The sequence below is a fragment of the Okeania sp. SIO2B3 genome (assembly GCF_010672525.1).
Lineage (GTDB): Bacteria > Cyanobacteriota > Cyanobacteriia > Cyanobacteriales > Microcoleaceae > Okeania.
In genome coordinates this window covers 269018-291355 of the sequence record NZ_JAAHGH010000004.1, presented here as the reverse complement: position 1 = coordinate 291355, position 22338 = coordinate 269018, and the positions used below count along the sequence as shown (strand labels likewise).

General features: G+C 41.3%; 12 protein-coding genes. 9 read left to right on the top strand and 3 right to left on the bottom strand.

Going from position 1 to position 22338, the window contains the following annotated elements:
* The first annotated feature begins 547 nt into the window (after positions 1–547).
* The gene (locus F6K15_RS05370) at positions 548–1840 is read left to right on the top strand and encodes a PQQ-dependent sugar dehydrogenase (protein WP_293057995.1); all 1293 of its coding nucleotides are present in this window, start codon (positions 548–550) and stop codon (positions 1838–1840) included.
* A gap of 386 nt (positions 1841–2226) precedes the next feature.
* Positions 2227–2544, top strand: a complete 318-nt coding sequence (locus tag F6K15_RS05365; RefSeq protein ID WP_124142929.1) for a P-II family nitrogen regulator — start codon at positions 2227–2229, stop codon at positions 2542–2544.
* Positions 2545–3103: 559 nt separating this feature from the next.
* Here the strand turns inward: F6K15_RS05365 and F6K15_RS05360 are convergent.
* Positions 3104–4189 (bottom strand): sodium-dependent bicarbonate transport family permease, encoded by a 1086-nt coding sequence (locus F6K15_RS05360; RefSeq protein WP_293057988.1) that lies wholly within the window; start codon positions 4187–4189, stop codon positions 3104–3106.
* A 1167-nt stretch (positions 4190–5356) separates the two neighbouring features.
* Entirely contained in the window at positions 5357–7111 is a 1755-nt protein-coding gene (locus tag F6K15_RS05355; RefSeq protein WP_293057986.1) for a SulP family inorganic anion transporter, read from the bottom strand.
* Between the two features lie 183 nt (positions 7112–7294).
* On the opposite strand from F6K15_RS05355, the gene F6K15_RS05350 reads away from it, so the two are divergent.
* From F6K15_RS05350 to F6K15_RS05325, 6 genes are all read left to right on the top strand, one after another.
* Positions 7295–8215 (top strand): LysR family transcriptional regulator, encoded by a 921-nt coding sequence (locus F6K15_RS05350; protein WP_293057984.1) that lies wholly within the window; start codon positions 7295–7297, stop codon positions 8213–8215.
* 1854 nt (positions 8216–10069) lie between these two features.
* Complete coding sequence (locus F6K15_RS05345; RefSeq protein ID WP_293057982.1) at positions 10070–12082, top strand: DUF6851 domain-containing protein; 2013 nt, start codon at positions 10070–10072, stop codon at positions 12080–12082.
* Between the two features lie 1396 nt (positions 12083–13478).
* Positions 13479–14753 (top strand): sensor histidine kinase, encoded by a 1275-nt coding sequence (locus tag F6K15_RS05340; RefSeq protein WP_293057980.1) that lies wholly within the window; start codon positions 13479–13481, stop codon positions 14751–14753.
* Positions 14750–17371, top strand: a complete 2622-nt coding sequence (locus F6K15_RS05335; RefSeq protein ID WP_293057978.1) for an ATP-binding protein — start codon at positions 14750–14752, stop codon at positions 17369–17371. Before F6K15_RS05340 ends, F6K15_RS05335 begins: the two co-directional genes overlap by 4 nt.
* A gap of 8 nt (positions 17372–17379) precedes the next feature.
* Positions 17380–18336, top strand: a complete 957-nt coding sequence (locus F6K15_RS05330; RefSeq protein ID WP_293057976.1) for a cache domain-containing protein — start codon at positions 17380–17382, stop codon at positions 18334–18336.
* Positions 18337–19623: 1287 nt separating this feature from the next.
* On the top strand, positions 19624–20232 hold the full coding sequence (locus F6K15_RS05325) for an Npun_F5749 family FMN-dependent PPOX-type flavoprotein (protein WP_293057973.1): 609 nt from the start codon (positions 19624–19626) through the stop codon (positions 20230–20232).
* 32 nt (positions 20233–20264) lie between these two features.
* On the opposite strand, the gene cysE is transcribed toward F6K15_RS05325, so the two are convergent.
* Positions 20265–20972: a serine O-acetyltransferase gene (cysE, locus tag F6K15_RS05320; protein WP_293057970.1), complete on the bottom strand. Its 708-nt coding sequence runs from the start codon at positions 20970–20972 to the stop codon at positions 20265–20267.
* A gap of 99 nt (positions 20973–21071) precedes the next feature.
* Between cysE and F6K15_RS05315 the strand changes: the two genes are divergently transcribed.
* A complete protein-coding gene (locus F6K15_RS05315; protein ID WP_293057967.1) occupies positions 21072–21230 on the top strand; it encodes a hypothetical protein in 159 nt (52 codons plus the stop codon).
* Positions 21231–22338: the final 1108 nt, after the last annotated feature.

The following is a 22338-nucleotide window of genomic DNA, read 5'->3' as shown; positions in this document are numbered from 1 at the left end:
TTTTAAGCCTTCTTCCCTCTTCCTTCTTCCCTCTTCCTTCTTCCTTACCTTCGCTATACAATACTGATGCTACCGGACATGATATAACCCACATACGTATTTTAAATGTAGTATAAAAAAACAGTCTTCAGGAGTCATATCAAATCCGGTTGAACACTTATTATATAGTTGGGGGGAGTAGGGAACCCACCCGCGGACCCCTCCCAGGAGGGGAATGTGGGGAGTAGGGGAGATTTAAGGCTTGAAGTATAGTTATAAACATATACTATATAACCGGATTCTATATCAGGAGAAAAAAATAGTGGTTAATAGGAGTAAATAATTAAATATTTATACTTAATATGTTCCTAAGAATTTGACTTTGAGAAAGGTCAATGAATACGATCTATATAGTATAAATACTGATAAAACCACCGATTTTTATACTACTTTTAATGTTATAAGTTGACGTGGGGAATGTGAGTAGTAAGGCTAGGCGTTTGAGTATTTTTGGAGATGTCTAGTAATAAAGATTCTATAGTCATAAAAAAAATCAGCATAATGAACTATGTTTCAACACAATTTGTTTTATAAGTCAGACCAAAAACCGCTCGATCTACTCGATCGCCTCATAACAGCAGGAAGTAAAATAGTATTTCGCACTACTATAGCGATCGCTCTATTCGGGAATGTAAGTTGTACCACTAATGTTCAACTAGATTCGTCTACTGCTGCTCAGACTCAAACTGCATCAGTTTCTAATAATCAAACCGACTCTCCTAAAAATGTTGCGACTAATTCAGGTTTGCAGAAAATTACAATGGTAGAAAACCTAGAACATCCTTGGAGTCTGGCCTGGCTTCCTGATGGCACTATACTAATTACCGAGCGACCAGGTAGATTGCGAATTGTGCGTGATGGAGTTCTAGATCCTACTCCGGTTGCAGGACTTCCCGAAATATTTGCCTCTGGCCAAGGGGGATTAATGGATGTCTCAGTTCACCCGCGCTTTACAGAAAATCGCTTGATTTATCTGACTTATTCCCACGGCGATCGGTCAGCAAACCGCAGCCGCATCGCACGAGCAAGACTTGAGAATAATACTCTGCGCGATCTGCAAGTAATCTTCGAGGTTTCTCAGACAAAAACTGGCGCGCAACACTTCGGGTCACGCATTATTTGGCTACCTGATGAAACTCTACTAATGACAATTGGTGATGGTGGCAACCCACCTATTGAGTTTAATGGCGAATTTATCCGCCAACAAGCTCAAAACCGCCGTAGTCATCTGGGCAAAGTTTTACGGTTAAATGACGATGGTTCTGTACCCTCCGATAATCCTTTCGCAACTTCTACAGATGCCGAACCCGCCGTGTGGAGCTACGGACATCGCAATATCCAGGGAATCACCTTTGACTCCACAAGGAATAGAGTCTGGGCAACAGAACATGGTTCTCGAGGTGGCGACGAACTGAATCTTGTTGAGGCCGGAGAAAACTACGGTTGGCCAGCAGTCACCCACAGTCGTGAATATTCTGGAGGACTCATCTCCCCGGAAACATCTCGCCCTGGTATGGTAGACCCTAAAGTAGTGTGGACTCCATCAATAGCACCCTCTGGTTTAGCTTTCTACAGTGGCGATCGCTTTCCACAGTGGCAGGGTAATTTGTTTGCAGGTGGGTTAGTATCGCAAGATATCCATCGCATTGAGGTAGATGAAGCGGGTAATGTTGTCACTCAAGAATCTATTTTTATTGGTCAGAGAGTGCGGGATGTGCGACAAGGTCCTGATGGACTATTGTATGTTCTCACCGATCGACCTAACGGACAATTAATTCGGCTTGAACCTGTTGGTGGATAAATTAGGGGTGGGGAGTAGGGGAGATTGAAGTAATCGGGACTTACGCACCCATACGAAATTATACAACATTTATAGGGGTTAGCGACCGTTAACCCCTAGCATAAGTTGTGGTTATGCGATTGATTGGTTTTTCCTGGGTCGTGCTGCTCAAACATCCCGACGCTCCCCATCCAGGTGGATCACAAATTCCCTAGTACCTCTCCTCTTGACTGATCGATGGTATGGTGTTAGCATATTCAGTATGGCAAGCGCGCTATTACACAACCTGTATACGAACGCGATTGTATTCCCTTCGCCGAATCGGATTGGCACGATAGCGCGTGGTGCTAACGTTTTCCTGAGTTTCTTTATAGTTTAATGACTACACGCATCAAGAGGTAACCCACATGACCCAGCAAGCCAGCAAGCTCGTCATCGTCACGGAAAAGTTGCTGCTGAAAAAGATCGCCAAGATCATCGACGAAGCCGGGGCTACCGGTTATACGGTGGTGGACGCTGGCGGTAAAGGCAGTCGCAACGTGCGCTCGTCCGGAGGACCCACCGTTTCCGAAACCTACTCGAATATAAAGATCGAGGTGCTTACCCCCAATCGGGATATGGCGGTGAAGATTTCGGATGAAGTCGCAGCGCAGTTTTTCGACGATTATTCAGGCATCGCTTATATCTGTAGCGTGATGGAGGTACTGCACGCGCACAAATTCTGATTCAAAATCCAGTCGATCAAACCAAAAAAGCCGAGGCCATGACCCCGGCTTTTTAGTGACCGTGTTTCGTACCTGTAGGATGTTGATATCGGCGAAGAAGTCATTAGCCCAGACCTTTGGCACTCTCACCATTAAATCAAAGATTATAACGGGAGATTCTTGTTTTGCTGACGCAAAGCTGCGCTAACCCAGATTCTTAACTAGGTAACAAATCAAACAAGTTGAGTTGTACCCCCGCTACTACCATCTCCACAAGCTTTCTTGCTCTGTCTTTACGCTGAGGAAACCTCAGTGCAGGCGGTGCACTTTTCTTTGACCGTGTGCCGCACGGCTATTAATCAAGGTAACTGATGTTGGATTAATTTGCAACCCCTCAATTAACTTACCACTTTGAAATTCTCATTGGGGCTGTCTGCGTGGGTTTCCCGCGCAGTTTATACGCCCCGTCTCACCGTTAAATCAGCGCGATTATAACGGGAGTCCTCTTTTAAGATTTTTGATAGCCCTCGCGTTGGTCGCCAGACCAGCGGTTCGCTGACAGACCGCGACCAGTCTGGAATCAGTTGCCCATCAGCGCCTGGGCGAGCCCGATGAAGAGCGGTATTCCCAAGGCAAGCGCAACCGGCGTACCGACGGCTGTGGACGAGCCGATGTAGGCAGAGGGATTGGCTGACGGGATACCAGCTCGTAAAGTGGGCGGCCCTGAGATGTCTGAACTGGATGCAGCGATGACAGCCAGGATTACGACGCCGCCATAGCTGAATCCTGTGGTGAAGTGGGCAATCATACCGAAACCGAAGGCTATGAACCCATGCAGCAGCGGTGCCACAAAGGCATATAGGGCGTACCATAGCCCTACCTTACGCAGCTCGCCGAGCCTTGCCGTGGCTTCCATACCCATTACCAGCATCAGTATCGAAAGCAGGCCGCGGAAGAGCTTATCGAAGAAGTCAGTATAGACAGTTCCCGGCTGGGTTAGTATGCCTAGAGCGAGGCCGAGCAGCAGTGCCGATAGGGCAGAACCCTGGAGGCTTTCCTTTATGATCGGCCATATCTTAACCCCCTGGCCTGCGGTATCGCGCTTGGGATACCCACGTGCGGTAATGCCCTTCTTGCTGATATAGTCCTGCTTGCTGAGATCCTGGTGTGCGGTATCGCGCTGCTTGCTGAGATAAACACTAGCCAAGACGATCGCAGTCACGAGGGCTGGGATGTCCATGAAGGGATAGAGTGCGCCGGCCCAGTCTTCGTATAGGATATTTTCCTCTTCCATTAGGCTCAGGGCGGCGGCGAGGGTAGAGCCACTCACGGCACCAAACAAGCCGGCGGTCGCAATGGCATCCACGGTTTTGACGTTCGGCAGCAAGCCCAAGGTGTAGCGCCCGATGAACACGATCGCGATCCCCGTTACCATGGCGAACACCGCAGGCAACAGCATCTGCAGCAGATTGGCCTCGCGGATCGCCATGCCGCCACTCAGGCCGACCCTGATGAGCAGCATGAAGACGATGAACTTATAGATCGCATCTGGAATTGCTAGTCGGCTATTGACGGCGGCAACGACCATGCCACCAATCAGAAAGCCAAGTGTCGGGGACTGCAACTTCGCTAGGAAGAGAGCCAAGAAATCGGAAAAAAAATCCATGTTGTAATTCCTCTTTAATTTTTAGATATTATGGGTTAGGACGGCAGGCAAGGGTGGCCTCGAATCCTGGGTGGCTGGCTCCACGCATCCGGGTGAGCAGCAAGTCAACCCGCCACTAAGAATGCATCTGCATCCTGGTGTCTCGTATGCTGGAAGATAAGGTTTAGCTCCAGCGAGCGCAAATGATCGCTAATCAGTGGTAGATTCATTGGCAATGGCTTGTTAGGTTCATAGAGCCTGCTGCGGAAGCCCCTGCGGTATACAGAAAGTTCCGACCAAAGTGTCATCAAGGGCAATATTTAACATTTTAAAACATTTTTACTGCTTTCAATACTTGAGACTCGCAAAATAATTTTTAATAAGTAATCACTATGATTATTGTCATATATACGTTTTCATCAGTGGTGATTCATTAACAATGGCTTGTTAGAATCATAAAGCCTGCTGCGGAAACTCCTGCGGTGTACAGAAAGTTCCGACTAAAGTGTGATCAAGGGCAATATTTAATATTTTAAAACATTTTTGCTGCTTTCAATACTTGAGACTAGCAAAATAATTTTTAATAAGTAATCACTATGATTATTGTCATATATACGTTTTCATCAGTGGTGATTCATTAGCAATGGCTTGTTAGAATCATAGAGCCTTCTGCGGAAGCTCCTTTAGTTATAATCCTAAAATTATTGATTTTGCAGAGATTAGTCAAAGGCTGCAAAAATTGCTCTTAATATAGCAAACGCCATATTCTCAAAATCGGAGTTATGAAATCTTTGTCCTGTAAGGACTTTGAGGTAGATTGCCGTTCGTGACAGCCTCCCTAGTTTTGGCTTATATCAAGTCTTATTAATTAGCCATAATAAAAATGTCTTCCCCGATCAATTTCTCCCTGTTCCCTGTTCCCTGTTCCCTATTACCTAAATTTTGTATTGTTGGTATTCAAAGAGACATGATATTAGAGACTGTTTGTAAAGTTTTTTAATATACAATGATTGACCTTTAAATTGTAACAACTTGGTTATTTATCCCAGATTTATAGGCTAAAATACCCAATTTACGAGGGGTAAAACACTTAATACTTTACAAACAACCTCAGAGAGTTAATATTAACTGATTCTCCTTGCTCTACAAATCAAATCATTGAACGAAGTTTTTGAATTAATTTGTTCATTAAGGTTTTTGACCAATTTGCAGATTATCAAAACTGGGTGGAGTTTCGTTAGTTACCTTAGAATTTTTAGAATTGATATTAGCATCAGAAGTAACTAAAGCAACAGCATTGACCAATGCTTGCCTGCGATCCACCAACATATTTTGTGGAGGTACAATCTCTAAAACTCCCAGTTTTTCTAAACGTCGTTTGACGCTGCCTGTAGCACCAACTAGGAATACATGACGACCGGTATCAACAGTTTCCTGAATTGCATTTTCTATTGCTAGAGCAGAAGTCACACCCATGTGAGGTACTTCGCTCAAATCTACAATCAACACTTCATAGTTGTTCAGAAGTGTATGCTGGCGAGAGATAGCTTTAGAAACACCGAAAATCATCGGACCACTGAGGTGGAATAATAAAATCCGACCCTCAGCACGGTCTAGTAATTCTTTCTCATCATTGTCTAAGATGATTGCATCATCAGCATCAGTGATAGCTTTCACATCCTCAGATTTAAGTTGAGTCAAGCGATCGATAGTTAGAACATTAGCAACAAACACCCCAATACCTACAGCAGCGATCAGGTCAACGAACACAGTCAGACCGATCACACCGTACATAATCATGGCAGATTTCCAAGAAATATTATGGGCACGCTTGAGGAAACCCCAGTCAATAATCTTAATACCAACCTGGAGAGCGATACCTGCCAAAACTGCCATGGGAATTTTTGCTGTTAAACTACCAGCTCCCAAAACCACAATCATTAAAATGAAAGCACGGGTAATACCAGATAAAGCAGAGCGAGCACCTGTATTGATATTAACTACAGTACCCATTGTTGCACCAGCACCAGGAAGACCACCAAACAATCCTGAAGCTAAGTTACCTAAACCTTGACCTATCAATTCTTTGTCGGAGTTATGTTGAGTCCGAGTCAAACTGTCAGCAACCACGGAAGTTAACAAAGCATCAATACAGCCAAGCATTGCTAAGACTGCCGCATCAGCTACCATTAACTGCAATTGATCTGGAGTAAAGTAAGGTAACTGTAAGCTAGGTAGACCAGTAGGAATTTCACCGATGCGACGAATACCAGCATCTGAGAAAAATAAAACAGAAATTACTGTTCCTACTACTAATGCTAATAATGGTGGTGGCACAAATTTCTTGACCTTAGCTGGTACCAAAAAGAGTATAGCTACTGTCAGAGCTGCTAAACCTGTCTCTATAGGATTAATATTTGTTAAAAGGTTAGGTATATTCTGAATAGTCCCAACTACACCACCTTTGGGGCTAGCTTGTCCGAGAAACGGACCAATTTGCAGGATAATCAGGATTATACCGATGCCTGACATGAAACCAGAAATCACGTTGTAAGGCATCATGGTAATGTATTTACCAAACCGCAATAAACCAAAAATAATTTGGAGTACTCCTGCCATCATGACTACGGTAAAAGCCATTGCCAGACCATTTTCTGGGTTGCTGGTAGTTAAGTGAGCAATCACAGCAGTGGTTACCACGGTCATCGGTCCAGTAGGCTCAGAAATCAGGGTGGGAGTACCACCAAACAGTGCTGCAAACAAACCAACTAATACAGCACCATACAAACCCGCAGCAGGTGCGCCAGCCTCGGCAGCACCCGAAGCGACACCGAAGGCGAGTGCCATAGGGAGGGCAATGACAGCAGCAGTCAAACCGCCGAACATATCGCCCTTGATATTCCTAAAATTTATTTTGTTGAAAACTTGTGTAGCAAAAGCCATAAAGATTGATAAGTTTTTCTTTTTTATTTAATTAAGTCAATGATAGACATATTAACCATTGACTATAGTCTATGTGATGATTATTATAGAAATCAATTGGGAATGCAATACTTGATAGTTTGTAATTGCTTATACCAGTCTTAAGATTTTCTTTATTTTTCTTATATTTAGGAGGAAAAGTTCTTGATTCAGGCAACCTTACATCAGTTGAGAGTCTTTCAGACAGTGGCCCTTCACGGTAGTTTTACTAAGGCTGCTGAAGAGTTATTCATTACTCAACCCACTGTCTCTGCTCAAGTCAAACAACTGGGCCAGGCAGTAGGTATGCCTTTGTTTGAGCAAATTGGCAAGCAGCTTTACTTAACAGATGTTGGTAGAGAATTATTTGCCACTTGTCAGGAAGTATTTGAACAGCTCAATCGCTTTGAGATGACGGTGGCTGATATTAAGGGGACTAAACAAGGGCAATTACGTTTGGCAGTAGTTACCACTGCTAAATATTTTGTACCCAGAATCTTAGGTTATTTCTGCCAAGAGTATCCAGGTGTAGATATTTCTCTGGAAGTGACAAACCACCAAAACATCACTAGACGAATGTTGGAAAACCAAGACGATCTATATATATCCAGTCAACCTCCTGAAGATATACCTCTATGTAGTGAAGCTTTGATGGATAATCCTCTAGTTTTAGTAGCAAACAAAAATCATCCTTTGGCAGGCCAGAGAAATATTCCTATTAAACGTCTCAATAATGAAGCTTTTATTATGAGAGAATCTGGTTCTGGTACTCGCCAGGCGGTGCAAAAACTATTTGCCAAGCATAAAATTGCTGTGAAAGTGCGCCTAGAACTTGGTAGTAATGAGGCTATTAAACAAGCGATCGCTGGAGGGTTAGGAATTTCCGTTTTGTCAAAACATACTCTCTACTGCGAAAGTTCTGAGTGGGAACTCACAACCCTAGATGTTCAAAATTTTCCAATTAAGCGGCAGTGGTATGTATCCTATCTAGCTGGCAAACAATTATCGGTAGTAGCTCAAGCATTTTTGGAATATCTCCACGAACATACTCATAAAATGGCTGTCACTTCTAGTCTTGTGAGTTAACAAAATATATTTTTGATTGGCGAAAGTTCAATACTTATCATTGGAGGAGTCAGGAGGACCGAGTCAGGAGTCAACCCACCCCTAGCCCCTCCCAGGAGGGGAAGAAAGAAGAAGAAAGAGAAAGTTTTTTCTATCACTAGACATCTCCAGAAAAGAGGGAGTAGGCAGTAGGGGGAAAGAATTGTTAACGAAGTCAGAAGTCAGAAGTTAACCCACCCCCGCCCCTCCCCAACCCACCCCTGCCCCTCCCAGGAGGGGAAGTAGGGGATTTGAGCTTCGCTCCAAAAACCCGATCGCCTTAAAACGGGGTTGCGCGACCCTTATGATTTTGATAATTTCTGTGTGATAATTGATTTTATTTTTTATGACCACGCCTATGTCTACTAATTATCCGGACATGATATTATATACTGTACAAAAAATTTGGCGTTACTGAATCCAGAGATGAATCTTTGCAGAAAGTTAAATCTCATATTTTACTTTTTCTTTCTCTAAAACTAGAATTCCTCCAACAAATATGCAACTTCCTACTTTTCTGTGATGTTTGCTGATACAAATCATATCATGTCCAGTTGAATAATTAGACTTTGGTGGAAGGAAGGCAGGAGGCAGGAGGCAGGAGGCAGAAGGTTTTCTCCTATTGTCACCTTATAGCGCTTTTCACATGGATAGACTACAGTTAGTATGGGCAACCCAAAAGCATTTTTCTACCCCCTACTCCCTACTCCCTACTCCCTACTCCCTAGCCAAAAATAATTTTGTGGTCTACTCAAATGAAAAGCGCTGTAATTTTATACACAAACGATACTACCGGACATGAGATCATATCATCTCTGCTTGAATACTGATACTTTGGTGGAAAGAAGGCAGAGTGCAGAAGGTTTTCTCTCAATTGAAACTTAATTCTATACACGCTCCGATGCTACCGTAAATGAGATCAAGAAAAGCGATCTTTCTTCCCTCCTGACTTCTGACTCCTGACTCCTCGCTAAGTTATTATAAGCATTCAACCTAACATAATATTCGCTGTAAAATGAAGTCTCATTAATTAGCCATAATATTATATAGCTGTCGAAGCCAGAATATTTTTTCCGTGCGGAATGCTGCACAAACAAGTTTTCCCTTGTTCTCTATTCTTCAGTATTATCGTAAGCATTCAGCCGTCAGCTATCAGCCATCAGCTATTGCTTTTAGTTTTAGATAAAAGCTTTATATCATGTCCGGTTGAATAATTAGACTTTGGTGGAAGGAAGACAGAAGGCAGCTATGCTGAGGGTAGAAGGGAAAGAAAGGTTCAAAGGGAGAAGGTTTTTTGGTCGCGTCAGCGGAACGGGGTTCTATCGCTGATTATCCGGACATGATATTACTAATTGAGTCAGAATTTATGATTGCTATAAAAGCTGGCTGAAACAGTCTATTTATATCATGTCCGGTTGAATAATTAGACTTTGGTGGAAGGAAGGCAGAAGGCAGGAGGCAGGAGGCAGAAGGCTTTCTCCTTTTATCACCTTAATTTTATACACGCTCCGATGCTACCGGACATGATATTATACCCCCTAATGAGAGCTGAGAGCTGATAGCTAATAGCTATTTGTGCAGCAGTCCGCAGGAAATACTTACGTATTATTACTATTAATTTGAGATAATTTATAGAAAAATAAATTGTGATAAATCCGTAATTATACTGTTGTCGTTGATAGAAAAGTTGTGCATTATAGTAAAAGGCAAGTCATCAGAAGTTGTGCATCATAGTAAAAGGCAAGTCATCAGAAAATGACTGCAAATTCTTACCGAACAAAATCAACATAATAGTAGCTTAAAATTATTAGCTATTTCTATTAATTCAATAATATTATGAATTCTACATTTCCAAATCCTAACAACAATATCAATCTCACCCTCAACCCAGAAACTCAACTCGTTACAGTAGAAAATCCAACACCAAGCATATCCGTACTCTGGGATCGAGCAGTACAACAAGCAGTCATCAACACCTCCCCCGGTCCGACTGTTGCCTCTCGTGCTTATGGCATCCTACACACAGCCGCCTATGACGCTTGGAGCGCCTACGATCCATTAGCTGTGGGAACTCAATTAGAGGATAACCTCCAACGTCCCCAGTCAGAAAACACTGATGCCAACAAAACTGAAGCTATAAGTTTTGCTGCTTATCGGGTATTATCGGAACTATTCCCTAGCGAAGTAGAAATTTTCAACGATGTCATGGCTGAATTAGGCTTTGACCCCAACAACACAACCACCGATACCACCACTGCTGCTGGCATTGGTAACGTCTCCGCTGAAGCACTATTAGCATTCCGTCGTAATGATGGCTCAAATCAACTAGGAAATGACCCTAACGGTAACGGTACTCCTTACTCCGATATTACTAACTATCAACCCCTTAATTTTCCTGGAGAAACTATCGACATAGAGTCTTGGACTCCCGAAAGAGTTCCTATTGATGCTTTACCCGGTGAGGAACAAAGAATACAAACATTCTTAACACCTCAGTGGGGCAGTGTTACACCCTTTAGTCTCACATCTGTTGAAGAAATACGACCAGAAGCACCAGAACCATTTTTACTTGTTGATGGTGAGGTAGACTTAGAAGCACGCACAATTACTCTAGCAGACCAGTCTGTGGTTGAAATTACTCCTGATATTGTTGGTACAATTATTAATCCAGGATTTATTGAACAGACACAAAGAGTTGTTGACCTCAGTGCTAACCTGACAGACGAGCAAAAATTAATTGCCGAATTTTGGGAAGATGGAGGCGGTACATCATTTCCTCCCGGAACTTGGCTGACTTTCGGAGAATTTGTTTCCGCCAGGGATAATCATACTTTAGACCAGGATGTGAAACTGTTCTTTAATTTGGGTAATGCAGTATTCGATGCTGGTATTGCTGCTTGGGATGCTAAAACTTTTTATGATTATGCTCGACCTGTACGCACTGTCCGGGAATTAGGAGAACTGGGTTTAATTGGAGAATTTAATCCAGAGCTTGGTGGTTTTGCTATTGATGCTTGGGCAGGTCCTGCACAAGGAACGCAAACTATTTTGGCAACTGATTTTCTCACCTTTCAAACACCTGGTAGTGACCCTTCACCTCCTTTTGCTGAATATGTATCTGGTCATAGTACTTTTAGTGCTGCGGGTGCTGAAATTTTGGAACGGTTTACTGGTAGTGATGATTTTGGTGCTTCAGTCAGTTTTGCTGTAGGAGAGTCTCGTTTTGAACCTGGTGTGACACCTCAAGAAACTGTTATTTTGGAGTGGGATACTTTTAGTGAAGCTGCTGATGAAGCTGGTATTTCTCGGCTTTATGGTGGTATTCATTTTGATGATGGCGATCTAAATGGTCGGGAGTTAGGGCGAGAAGTAGGGGAAAGTGTTTGGCAGAGAACTCAGTCGGTTATTGCTCCTAATGTTGTTATCGGTACAAATGATGATGATGATTTAATCAGAACTTCTGAAAATAATCTCATGTACGGAAATCGAGGTAATGATATTATCCAAGGTTCGGATGGTAATGACTTGCTATACGGAGGCAAAGGTAATGATACAGTTGATGGTGGTATCGGAGATGATATTATTGGTGGTCAAATAGGTAATGATATTCTCACTGGTGGAGCAGGTGGGGATATGTTTGAGTTCAGGTTTGGTAATGGCGACAATATTATCACTGATTTTGAAGATGGAATAGATATTATTGGTTTAAAGGGAGGTCTGACTTTTGAGCAGTTAACTATTTCTGAGATAGGTAATGATACTCGCATTAGTGGCGACCAACTTTCAATTATTTTACAGGGTGTAGAAAGAAGTGCGATCGGTATTGATGATTTCATAGAGATTGTTTGAAAAATAACTTGCACAGGACTTATATCATGTCCGGTTGAACAGTGATAAATAAATAACTACGGAGTCCTCAGGAGTCAACCCACCCCTCGCCCCTCCCCCTCCCAACCCACCCCTAACCCCTCCCAGGAGGGGAGGGGAAGGACCGAGTCAGGAGGGAAGAAATGAAGAAGGAAGAGGAAGAATAGGACAAGAAGAAGAAAGTTTTTTTATAACTAATTATCCGGACATGATATTACGAATAATAACCACAGGTAGTAGGGGTGAACGGCCGTTCACCCCTTTGTCAGTTTATGCAGTGCGTCCGCTCTGATATCAGCTACTTTTTTATGAGCCTACCGCTTTGGCTCTGTTTTTGGAGCCAAGCTTCTTTTGTTAGTTATCTAAATACTAGACTTCTCCAATAATCAAAAATAAAATCAATTATCGTAGATAAATCATCAATTCTTTCCCTCTAATTCCTACTCTGTACGGACGTTGTATGCAACGTCCCTACTCCCTCTTTTCCGGAGAGGTCTACTGATATCATATTCGGGCGGGTCACATCAAATCTGTATGGTTAGACATAAAAAAATTCTCCAATCCCTCCAATCCTTATAACTACTAAATCTTTGTGATTCTCTCTTCTCCTGTACGTTGCCCTACCGGCGGCTCCTCTACCTCACTCCTAAGTAATTTCAATTAATATCATATACGCGCTTCACCAACGCCATAAAATTTAAGAACTGACAGTACCGAAAAAATACTGAAATTATCTTTATTTTTGTTACTTCTTTCTTTCTTCCCTCCTGAGTTATGAATTTTCGCTAAGTTATTTATAAGTATTCAAGCGAACATTATATGAGGGTGACTGCTCTTGATATGTAGCTAATTTTTCTATTCTATCTAAGACCGCTATATCATGTTCAGATAATTGCTTATAAATAAAATTATAGCAATCTATAGTCGGACAAAAATACGCTCATATATCTTATATATTCTGATCTTTATCCCATCATTCTATCTCTAAAAATTATTTAAACTGTAGAATAAACATAATATTAATTAGAATATGCTCTGTTTTTATGATAATGATAATATTCACAACTTCACTCTAATTTAGGAGTAATTTAATCACCTAAAAAAAATATTTTATCTACCAAAAATATTCGATTTTCCATGACGATGAAATAAATGTTTCATCCTGCAAAATACTATGTTTTTTTATTGTTTTTTTGATTGAAATCGGCGTTCGATATCCTTAAATCTACACGAGCAAATAGAAACTATTCTTAATTAATCATTTCCTCTCCTTTAAGATATTATAAGTAATAATGATTAAACTCAATAAAGCTTAACTTAATTCTAATATTGTTTTGTAAGGAGTGTAATAATTGTTGAAAATAGGAAGAAGAGTGTTATGTTAATCAATAAAGACTCTCCATTTATATTAATTGTGGATGACAACCCTACCAACCTATCCGTACTCTCAGAAACGCTGGGTGCTGCTGGATTTCGTTTTCGAGTGGCAATGGATGGAGAAAGTGCTTTGGCCTTAGTTGAACGCAATAGCCCTGAACTGATTTTACTGGATGTGGAGATGCCTGGAATAGATGGGTTTGAAACCTGTCGTCGGCTCAAAGCAAATCCTGTAACCAAATCCATTCCTATTATTTTTACCACTGCCCTTGCTGATATAGAAAGCAAAACAAAAGGATTTTCTCTTGGTGCTGTTGATTATATTCCCAAGCCGTTTGACCAGGCTGAGGTTTTAGCCCGACTGCGGGTACACCTTCAACTAAAACGCTTGACAGAATCTTTGGAAAAACAGGTAAGCGATCGCACAGCTGCCTTACAAAAAGCTCAAGTGCAACTGGTGCAGCAAGAAAAACTTTCTGGCCTTGGTGAAATGGTGTCTGGAATTGGCCATGAACTTAATAATCCGATTAACTTTATTGCCAACAATCTTCAGCCACTACGAGAACATATAGCTGAAGTGGCTGAAATTATCAATCTATATCAGCAGGAGTATCCTATACCCTCACCACAGTTAAAGGAAGCTATTGAGGATTTGGATCTAGAATTTGTCTTAGAAGATATGGCCAAAATTTTAGACTCTTTTACATTAGGTGCCGAAAGGATAAAAAACATCTCAAACTCACTGCGCACCTTTTCTCGTTCCGATAGTGAAACTAAAGTTTTGGCAGATTTACATGAATGCTTGGATAGTACACTAACTATTCTGCAACATCGTCTCAAAGGTAATGCCGATCACCTCCAAATCAAAATAATTAAGTCTTATGGCTCATTGCCTTCAGTGCTGTGTTATCCAGGACAAATGAATCAGGTATTTATGAATATCCTAGCAAATGCAATTGATGCCTTTGATGAAGCAATGAACCAGGGAAAATTGGGCGATCGAGTTCCCAAAATTAAGATTACAACTCAAATAAACTCCGATCAACAAATCGTTATCCAAATTGCAGATAACGGGATTGGCATTTCCGAATCCATTCAACAACGTTTGTTTGAACCTATGTTTACGACTAAACCTGTTGGTAAAGGTACAGGTCTCGGACTGGCGATCGCCGAGCAAATTGTTGTAGAAAAGCACAATGGCAAACTCACAGTCGAATCCCAATTTGGACAAGGAACAACATTTACAATTAAAATTCCGATGATTGAAACCACATGAAGAAGGAAGAAGGAAAAAGTGGTGCAACCCCGCGTCCGCAACAGACGCAAGCGGTTAGACCCCGCGTCGGCAACAGACGCAAGCGGTCAGACCCCGCGACGACGACAGTCGCATCTGGTAGCGCACCAAGAGAGGGAATGCTGACCAAGAGAGGGAATGCTGACCAAGAGAGGAAGAAAAAAGAAGGAATAAGGAATAAGTTGATGGGGACTCAAACCCCAACCAATTGTAAACACCCTGTAGACGGCGGGGTATTAAACCTAACAGAAAAAGATGATATGCAGGCAAAAAGATATGTAAAACTAACTGTTGCCACTCTTCCTATTTATAGTGAATTCCGTTATCTCAAATTTCACTTTATGTCCATCCAAAATAAAATTATTTATGGCTATGCAATCGCCTTAGGTGTAGCATTTGCAGGAACTGCATTAGGTTTTGCTATTGGTAACTACTATCAAAACAAGGCACAACAAGAACAACAGATAGCCTCCTACGAAAACCGACTTCTGAGCGCCCTGCAACTTGATGTTCTCTACAACCGCCCAGCCAAACAACTTGCTCCTTACCTTCAAGACCCTGAAGCTTTTCGTCGAGAGAGTGGTGCTTTGCTCAAACGACTGCAAAATATTCAGGATTTGCTCACTAAACACAATAATTCAGGAAAACCAGCAACCCTGGAAGATTTGCAAGCTTTTTTAGAAGACTATGAAGTAACTGTTGAGGAGTTTAGGGAGCGTGCAATTACCTTTAAAAAAACAGTACAACCCCTGACCCAGAAAGTGGAGGGTTTAGAAACTGCTCAACAACTCTTGATAAATTTGGTTAAAAGTCCAGAATTTGTTGCTTTTATTGAAGCTCCCGATCTGATGGGAGAGTTTTATCAGCTCGCAATTCAAAGAGAAATAGATGGCGAGCAAGCCTTAAATAATGCCCAAATTCTACGAAATCAAATTATTGTTTTTAGCTTTGGCCTTTCAGGAGGAGTCGCTTTGATTCTGGCTTTATATACCAGCCATGCGATCGCCAAGCCACTGCAAACAGTTACAGATGTTGCTCAATTAGTTACTCGTGATTCTAACTTCAATCTGCAAGTACCAGTCCAAACCAATGATGAAGTAGGTGTATTAGCAACATCCCTAAATCAACTGATCTGCCGTGTCAAAGAGTTAATGACTGAAGAGCAAGCTTACATCGTGCAATTGGAACAAGCGAAAGAAACTGCTAATGCAGCCAACCAAGCTAAAAGTGAATTTCTTGCCAATATGAGCCATGAACTCCGCACTCCCCTCAACGGTATCCTTGGCTATGCTCAAATCCTTGAGCATTCTGAAACCATGAGTGAGGAAGAAAACAAAGGTATTGATATTATCAAACAATGTGGTCTTCACCTGCTGAAGTTAATCAATGATATTCTCGACCTCTCCAAAATTGAAGCCCGCAAACTCGACCTTTTGGTAAGCGAGTTTCATTTTCCCTCTTTCCTCCAAGGAGTGGCGGAAATATGTCGCATTCGAGCTGAACAAAAAGGCATAAATTTTTACTACACACCAGATGGAAATTTACCCATAGGCATTCTTGCTGACGAAAAACGACTACAGCAGGTATTGATCAATATCCTGAACAATGGGATTAAATTTACTGATGTTGGTAACGTCACTTTTGCAGTAACATCACAAAAATTGTCAGGTCGATATCGCCTGCACTTTGAAGTCAAAGATACAGGTGTAGGCATGACCCCAGAGCAACAGGCGAAAATATTCCTGCCATTTGAACAAGTAGGCGACCGCAAAAAACAGACAGAAGGCACAGGTTTGGGGTTAGCCATTAGTCAAAAGATTGTCAAACTCATGGATAGTCAACTGGAAGTAAAGAGTGAAGTAGGTAAAGGTAGTACCTTCTGGTTTGATGTGGAAGTTTCAGAAGCACAAGAATGGGCAATGACTTCTAGCACTGATCAGCAGGGAACTATATTGGGTTATCAAGGTAAAAAATACCATGTTTTAGTTGTTGATGACCGTTGGGAAAATCGCTCGGTGGTGGTGAGTTTGTTAGAAATGTTAGGCTTTGAAATGAGTGAAGCGGAAAATGGAAAGGAAGCTTTAGAAAAAATGATGGTATTGTTGCCAGATGTGGTGATTACTGATGTAATGATGCCAGTAATAAATGGTTATGAATTACTGAAATATATCCGCAGTTCGGAAAAGTTGAAGGATGTGGTGGCGATCGCTACTTCTGCTAGTGTGTTTGAAAGTCATCAACAAGAGGCCATTGATACCGGAGCTGATGTATTTTTGCCCAAACCTATACAGACTGACAGACTATTAGAAATTTTACAGCAGTATCTGAATCTAGAGTGGGTCGTTCGGCAACAGACTACAGTATCAGCTCAAGTGAATGAAGTTGTGCAAGCAAATGCCCTCATTCCCCCTGATTGTCAAGTATTACAGGAATTACTCACCTTAGTAAAAGATGGTAATATTCAAGGTGTTGTCAAACTTGCTGAACATCTTCAGATTTCTGATGTAACTTTTACTCCTTTTGCACAAGAAATTTTACAATTGGCGAATAGTTTCCAGCTTAAACACCTGGAAACATTTATAAAAAAATATATTGATTAATTCAAAGTATGAATAAGCTAATCAACAAATTAACTCACAAAAAATCTCTCAGAATCGTTTTAATTATCCCCTTTATCTTGCAAATTATCACAGCTGTTGGATTGGTAGGTTATCTTTCTTTCAAAAATGCAGAGAAAGCCGTTAACAAATTGGCATTTGAGTTACAAAATGAAATCACTGACCGGGTTGAAGACCACATTAAAGATTACTTAGAATATCCTCAAATTATTACTCAAAGTAATATCAATGCTTTTCAATTGAAGCAACTGAGTGTAGATAATCAGGCTGCTTTAGAACAGCATTTATGGAAACAAGTTCAGCTTTTCAAATCTGTTCGTAGTATTTATTTTGCAGGTAACCCTGAAATTGGAGAATATGCCTTCGCCCGACGTGAACCTGATGGAACATTTGTTGTTAGAGACTTTGTAGATTTTCCAATTCGCAATACTTATGCTATAGATGAGCAAGGTCAGCGAACTCAGTTGCTTTACTCTCAACCCTTTTATCCCCGCCAAAGACCTTGGTACGTGACCGCAGTAGAAGCGGGTTATCCCACCTGGGGTAAAGTTTACAATTTCTCAGATGGCATACTTGGAATTACTTTCTCTGCACCCATTCAGGATAAAGCCGGAAACTTTCAGGGAGTTTTAGCAATTGACCTTCTTCTCAGCTTGATTAGTGATTTTCTGCGTGGACTTACGATTAGTCCTTCAGGTCAAGTTTTTCTGATTGAACCTTCAGGATATCTAATTGGAAGTTCAACATCTGAACAGCCATTTTTACCCGGAAAAAAAGATGAAAAAGCACAACGACTCCAGGCAAAAAACAGTCAAAATCCCCTAACTCGAATCACAGCTCAGTATTTGGTTAATTATTTCGGCGATCTTTCCCAAATCACCGAAGCACAACAGTTCAGTTTCAAAGCCTTTTTCTGGCGCGCGATCGCTTCACTGCCGAATGCGTAGCGCTATATTAGAAAAAAGTTCCAGCACTTTAGATTTATTTGGTGATGGAGACACCTCTCCAGTGGCCAAAAACATTAAAAGGGTGCTGTCTGAAGAGTTGGTTATCAAAATCATCAGGGTCGCGCCACCCCGCCGGGAAGTGGCGAAATATTTTTGTAGAGTTGCTCAAATCCCCTACTTCCCCTCCCCTCCTGGGAGTGGCCCGCGGGTGGGTTGGGAGGGGCCCGCGGGTGGGTTAACTTCTGACTGTAATGAAGTGTGTCTTACATTCTGGAGGGGCTGTGTACGGAATTACTTCCGCACAGTAGGCGCCCCGTAGGAGACCTCAGAATTACACACTCGCTTCTGACTTCTGACTTGGGGACTTCTGACTTCGTTAACGATCTAGGGGTTGGCAGTTTCCGACACCTAGGACGGACTTAGACCTATGTATTGCCAAGGGTACGAACTGCCTTTCAGTTCCAGCAGTCCAGAACGAAGGGTGGCGGTCGTTACTCCTGTGCCAATATTGAGTACATGGGGTCTTGGCAAGTATTGCGATCGCGACAATTTTGTGTGCGTTTGCCCTGAGCGAGCGCCACCAGGGGAATTTCCCCCAAACAGTTGTAATCACAACTTTTATCTCAAGGTTGGCCCTTGACCCGCGCTCTCCCGTTTTGCTGGCGCATAACTGCGTTAACGGCTGTCGCCGACATGGAAAGCGGAGCATTCCGTCAGGAAAAGGCGGAGCAAGTGCGGCAGCTATTAGGGGAGCGGAGGGATGGGAAAACCAATCAATAAGAGCGGTTCTTACAAGGGTATGCTATCCTAAATAGAATTAGGCTGCTGGGCTAGCAGTTTCAGCGCCAGTCGCTCATGGGGGAAACCCCCAAGACCGCGCTGGCTTGTCTGTGGAGCGCGCCTTTAGACCAGAAAGAGAGAAAGGCCTCGGAGGCAGGTGCTACGTTAGCGCAGCTCCTCTGTCAAGAGGAAGCAGAAAGTCCTGAGCCGCAAGGTTTAGGAATCCCGCGCTGCCCTTGTAAGCGCAACGTCGGGAGGATGTCAAACAGTATCATTATACTGATGAGGAAGAACTATTCTCTTATTTAATTGATGACACCCTTAACAGCAAAAGAACAAATTATATCATGTCCGGTTGAATACTTATAAATAAACGACGGAGTAGTCAGGGGTCAGGAGTCAGGAGGGAGGAAGTAAAGAACAAAAAGGAAGAAAAGAGGAGCTTTCATCGAAATCTAAGTATCTAAAATATCTCCTCTACTCAAAAAGCAAAAATGGCCAATAATCATGGGAATTCTTAACTTAGTAGAGGCAGAAAAATTAGCACCTTGGCGATCGCCCTTAGCCAGAGCTTTACATCGAAACCGAAGCCTAACTTATGCCCGTTATCTCCAATTAGCAACAGTTACTGCTGAAGGCCAACCAAAAAATCGTACCATCGTATTCCGAGGTTTTTTAGAAGAAACCAACCAGCTAAAATTCATCACTGACAGTCGTAGCAACAAAGTAGAACAAATAGAAAAAAATCCTTGGGGCGAGGTCTGTTGGTATTTTCCTAAAACTAGAGAACAATTTCGTCTGACTGGGAAACTTTACCTAATCAAACCAAATAATCCTCACCCCAAACTTGCTAAAGCCAGAGAAACAACATGGCAAGAAATTTCGGACAACGCTAGACAGCAATTTACTTGGCCTAAGCCTGGAGAAAGTAAAGTAGATATTAGTGCCTTTGAATTGTCCCCACCAAATCCTACCTATCCCCTATCAAACTTTTATCTATTATTACTAGAGCCAACAAAAGTCGAGCATCTAGAACTAAAAGGAGAGCCACAAAACCGCTGGCTTTATCAAATTGATAACTCTAAAACTTGGTCTACTCAAGATATAAATCCTTAAATTCCTGAGCCATCAATACAATCTTGAATTGCTCAGTCTTGGAGATTACAACTAGCGTAATTAACAGAAGATGCAGTGTCAGACTTGACCACAAGAGACTGCGATAATTTATCTTGTAAACTTTCCACCTGTTGTTCAAGAGAATCAATTCGATCCACCAAAGCACGAATAACCTCAGCCTCAGAGTCAGGCAAACTACCATGCTCCAAAGGATTTACCTTAACTCCAGAACGATATACAACTCTCCCAGGCACTCCCACAACAGTACAGTCAGAAGGAACATCCCTAAGTACTACCGATCCAGCACCAATACGGACATTATTACCAATATTAATATTACCAAGAACCTTGGCACCCCCACCAATCACCACATTCTCACCCAAGGTAGGATGTCGTTTGCCAGTTTCTTTGCCAGTGCCACCCAGAGTTACTCCTTGATAAATTAGGCAATAGTTTCCCACAATAGCAGTCTCTCCAATCACCACACCCATACCGTGGTCAATAAAAACTCCTTGACCAATCACAGCCCCAGGATGAATTTCAATCCCAGTCAAAAAACGGCCTATGTGGGAAATTAAACGAGGTAGGAAAGGAATTTTCAGACTGTACAAACCATGAGCTAGGCGATGAAATATTAAGGCCTGAAGACCAGGGTAGCAAGTAAGAACTTCCAACCAGTTGCGAGCTGCAGGGTCTCTATCAAAGATAATTCGGAAGTCAGTTAGAAGGGTCTTAAACACGAGAATTTACCATCTTTGGTTGAGCAGGTCATTTAACATTATACTTAAGGGTGAATCAAATAAGTTGTTCAAATTTTTATTTATTTTTCGGAAAATACTATGTCGTTATTTTTAATAACTGTGGTATTGCTCTTAAGCTGGTTATTCACTTCCATCTTTGTCTTGGAACCAATGGACTTAATGCAATGGCTACATATTCCTCGATGGTTATGTCTGTCAATAATATTGCTAATTGTTTCTTGGTGTTTAGGAGATTAATTATCGTCATTTATTGATAACTTTATTCTCATCGTGGCATTGCATACTAGATATCAAGTTTTCAGTAGATTTTGCTTTTGATGAATATCTAATATCAAGTCTCATTAATTATAGGTAATAAAAATACTTTTATCGATTCTATTGAGAATACAAAAAAAATCTTCCTCTTCCTTTTTATTACTCTTTTCTCCTTGTCCTGGTCTCCCTCGCATTTTTTTTTATTTGTGGATATTTCAAGAGATATAATATAACAATTAGACTCAATTATTAGACTTCTTAGATTTCTTGCATAAGTAGGTCTAGGTAAGGATGAATGGTTTATTAATGGATAATTGATAATTATCTCTGGTTAAAACCATTCTTGATTGAATATAAGGAAATATTATTTCTTCTCTTGGTCGATTGGATATGGCTAGGAGACCTCGCTATGCATCGACCGCTTTTTTTCCCTTAAAAGGGGAGGCTTTAAAGCAGAATTATTTAATTATTAATTATTAATTATTCGGTAATAGAGGGATATATTTTGAGGAAAATCGACCCAAAAATATTTAATTTTTACTTTTGCAAGAGGTATATTCATATTTTTCCTATTATTATACCCATTGCAATTGTCAAACTAAAAATTAAATAAATGACACTATAATGTTTAATAAAATTAAAAAAATTGTTCTTTAATTAGACAGTTACGAATAAAGGAAGATAAAATTTTATGCAAAAAATAATAGTAGTTGAACATCTAACAAGACTTTCAAAAATTAATAATTAATAATTAATAATTAATAATTAACAATTACCTCTTCTTTTCAAGGAGAGGATTGACTAAAAGGAAAATTTTTTCTTCTCTTGGTCGATTGGATATGGCTCCGAGACCTCCCCATCCCACCCTACGGGAAGCTGCGCTAACAACCGCTTTTTTATCCTTTAAAGGAGAGGCTTTAAAGCTTAATTATTCGGTAAAAAAATCAGAGTAGCTCAAGTTAAAGATTCAGATTAAAAGGGAAAAATCTTAGCAAATAGTGAAAAAAAATATGTGAATTAGTGAAACTGAATCAGGAAGGATTAATCATATAATCAAAAAACGGGGAAGCCATAGAAAAAAATAAAAAAT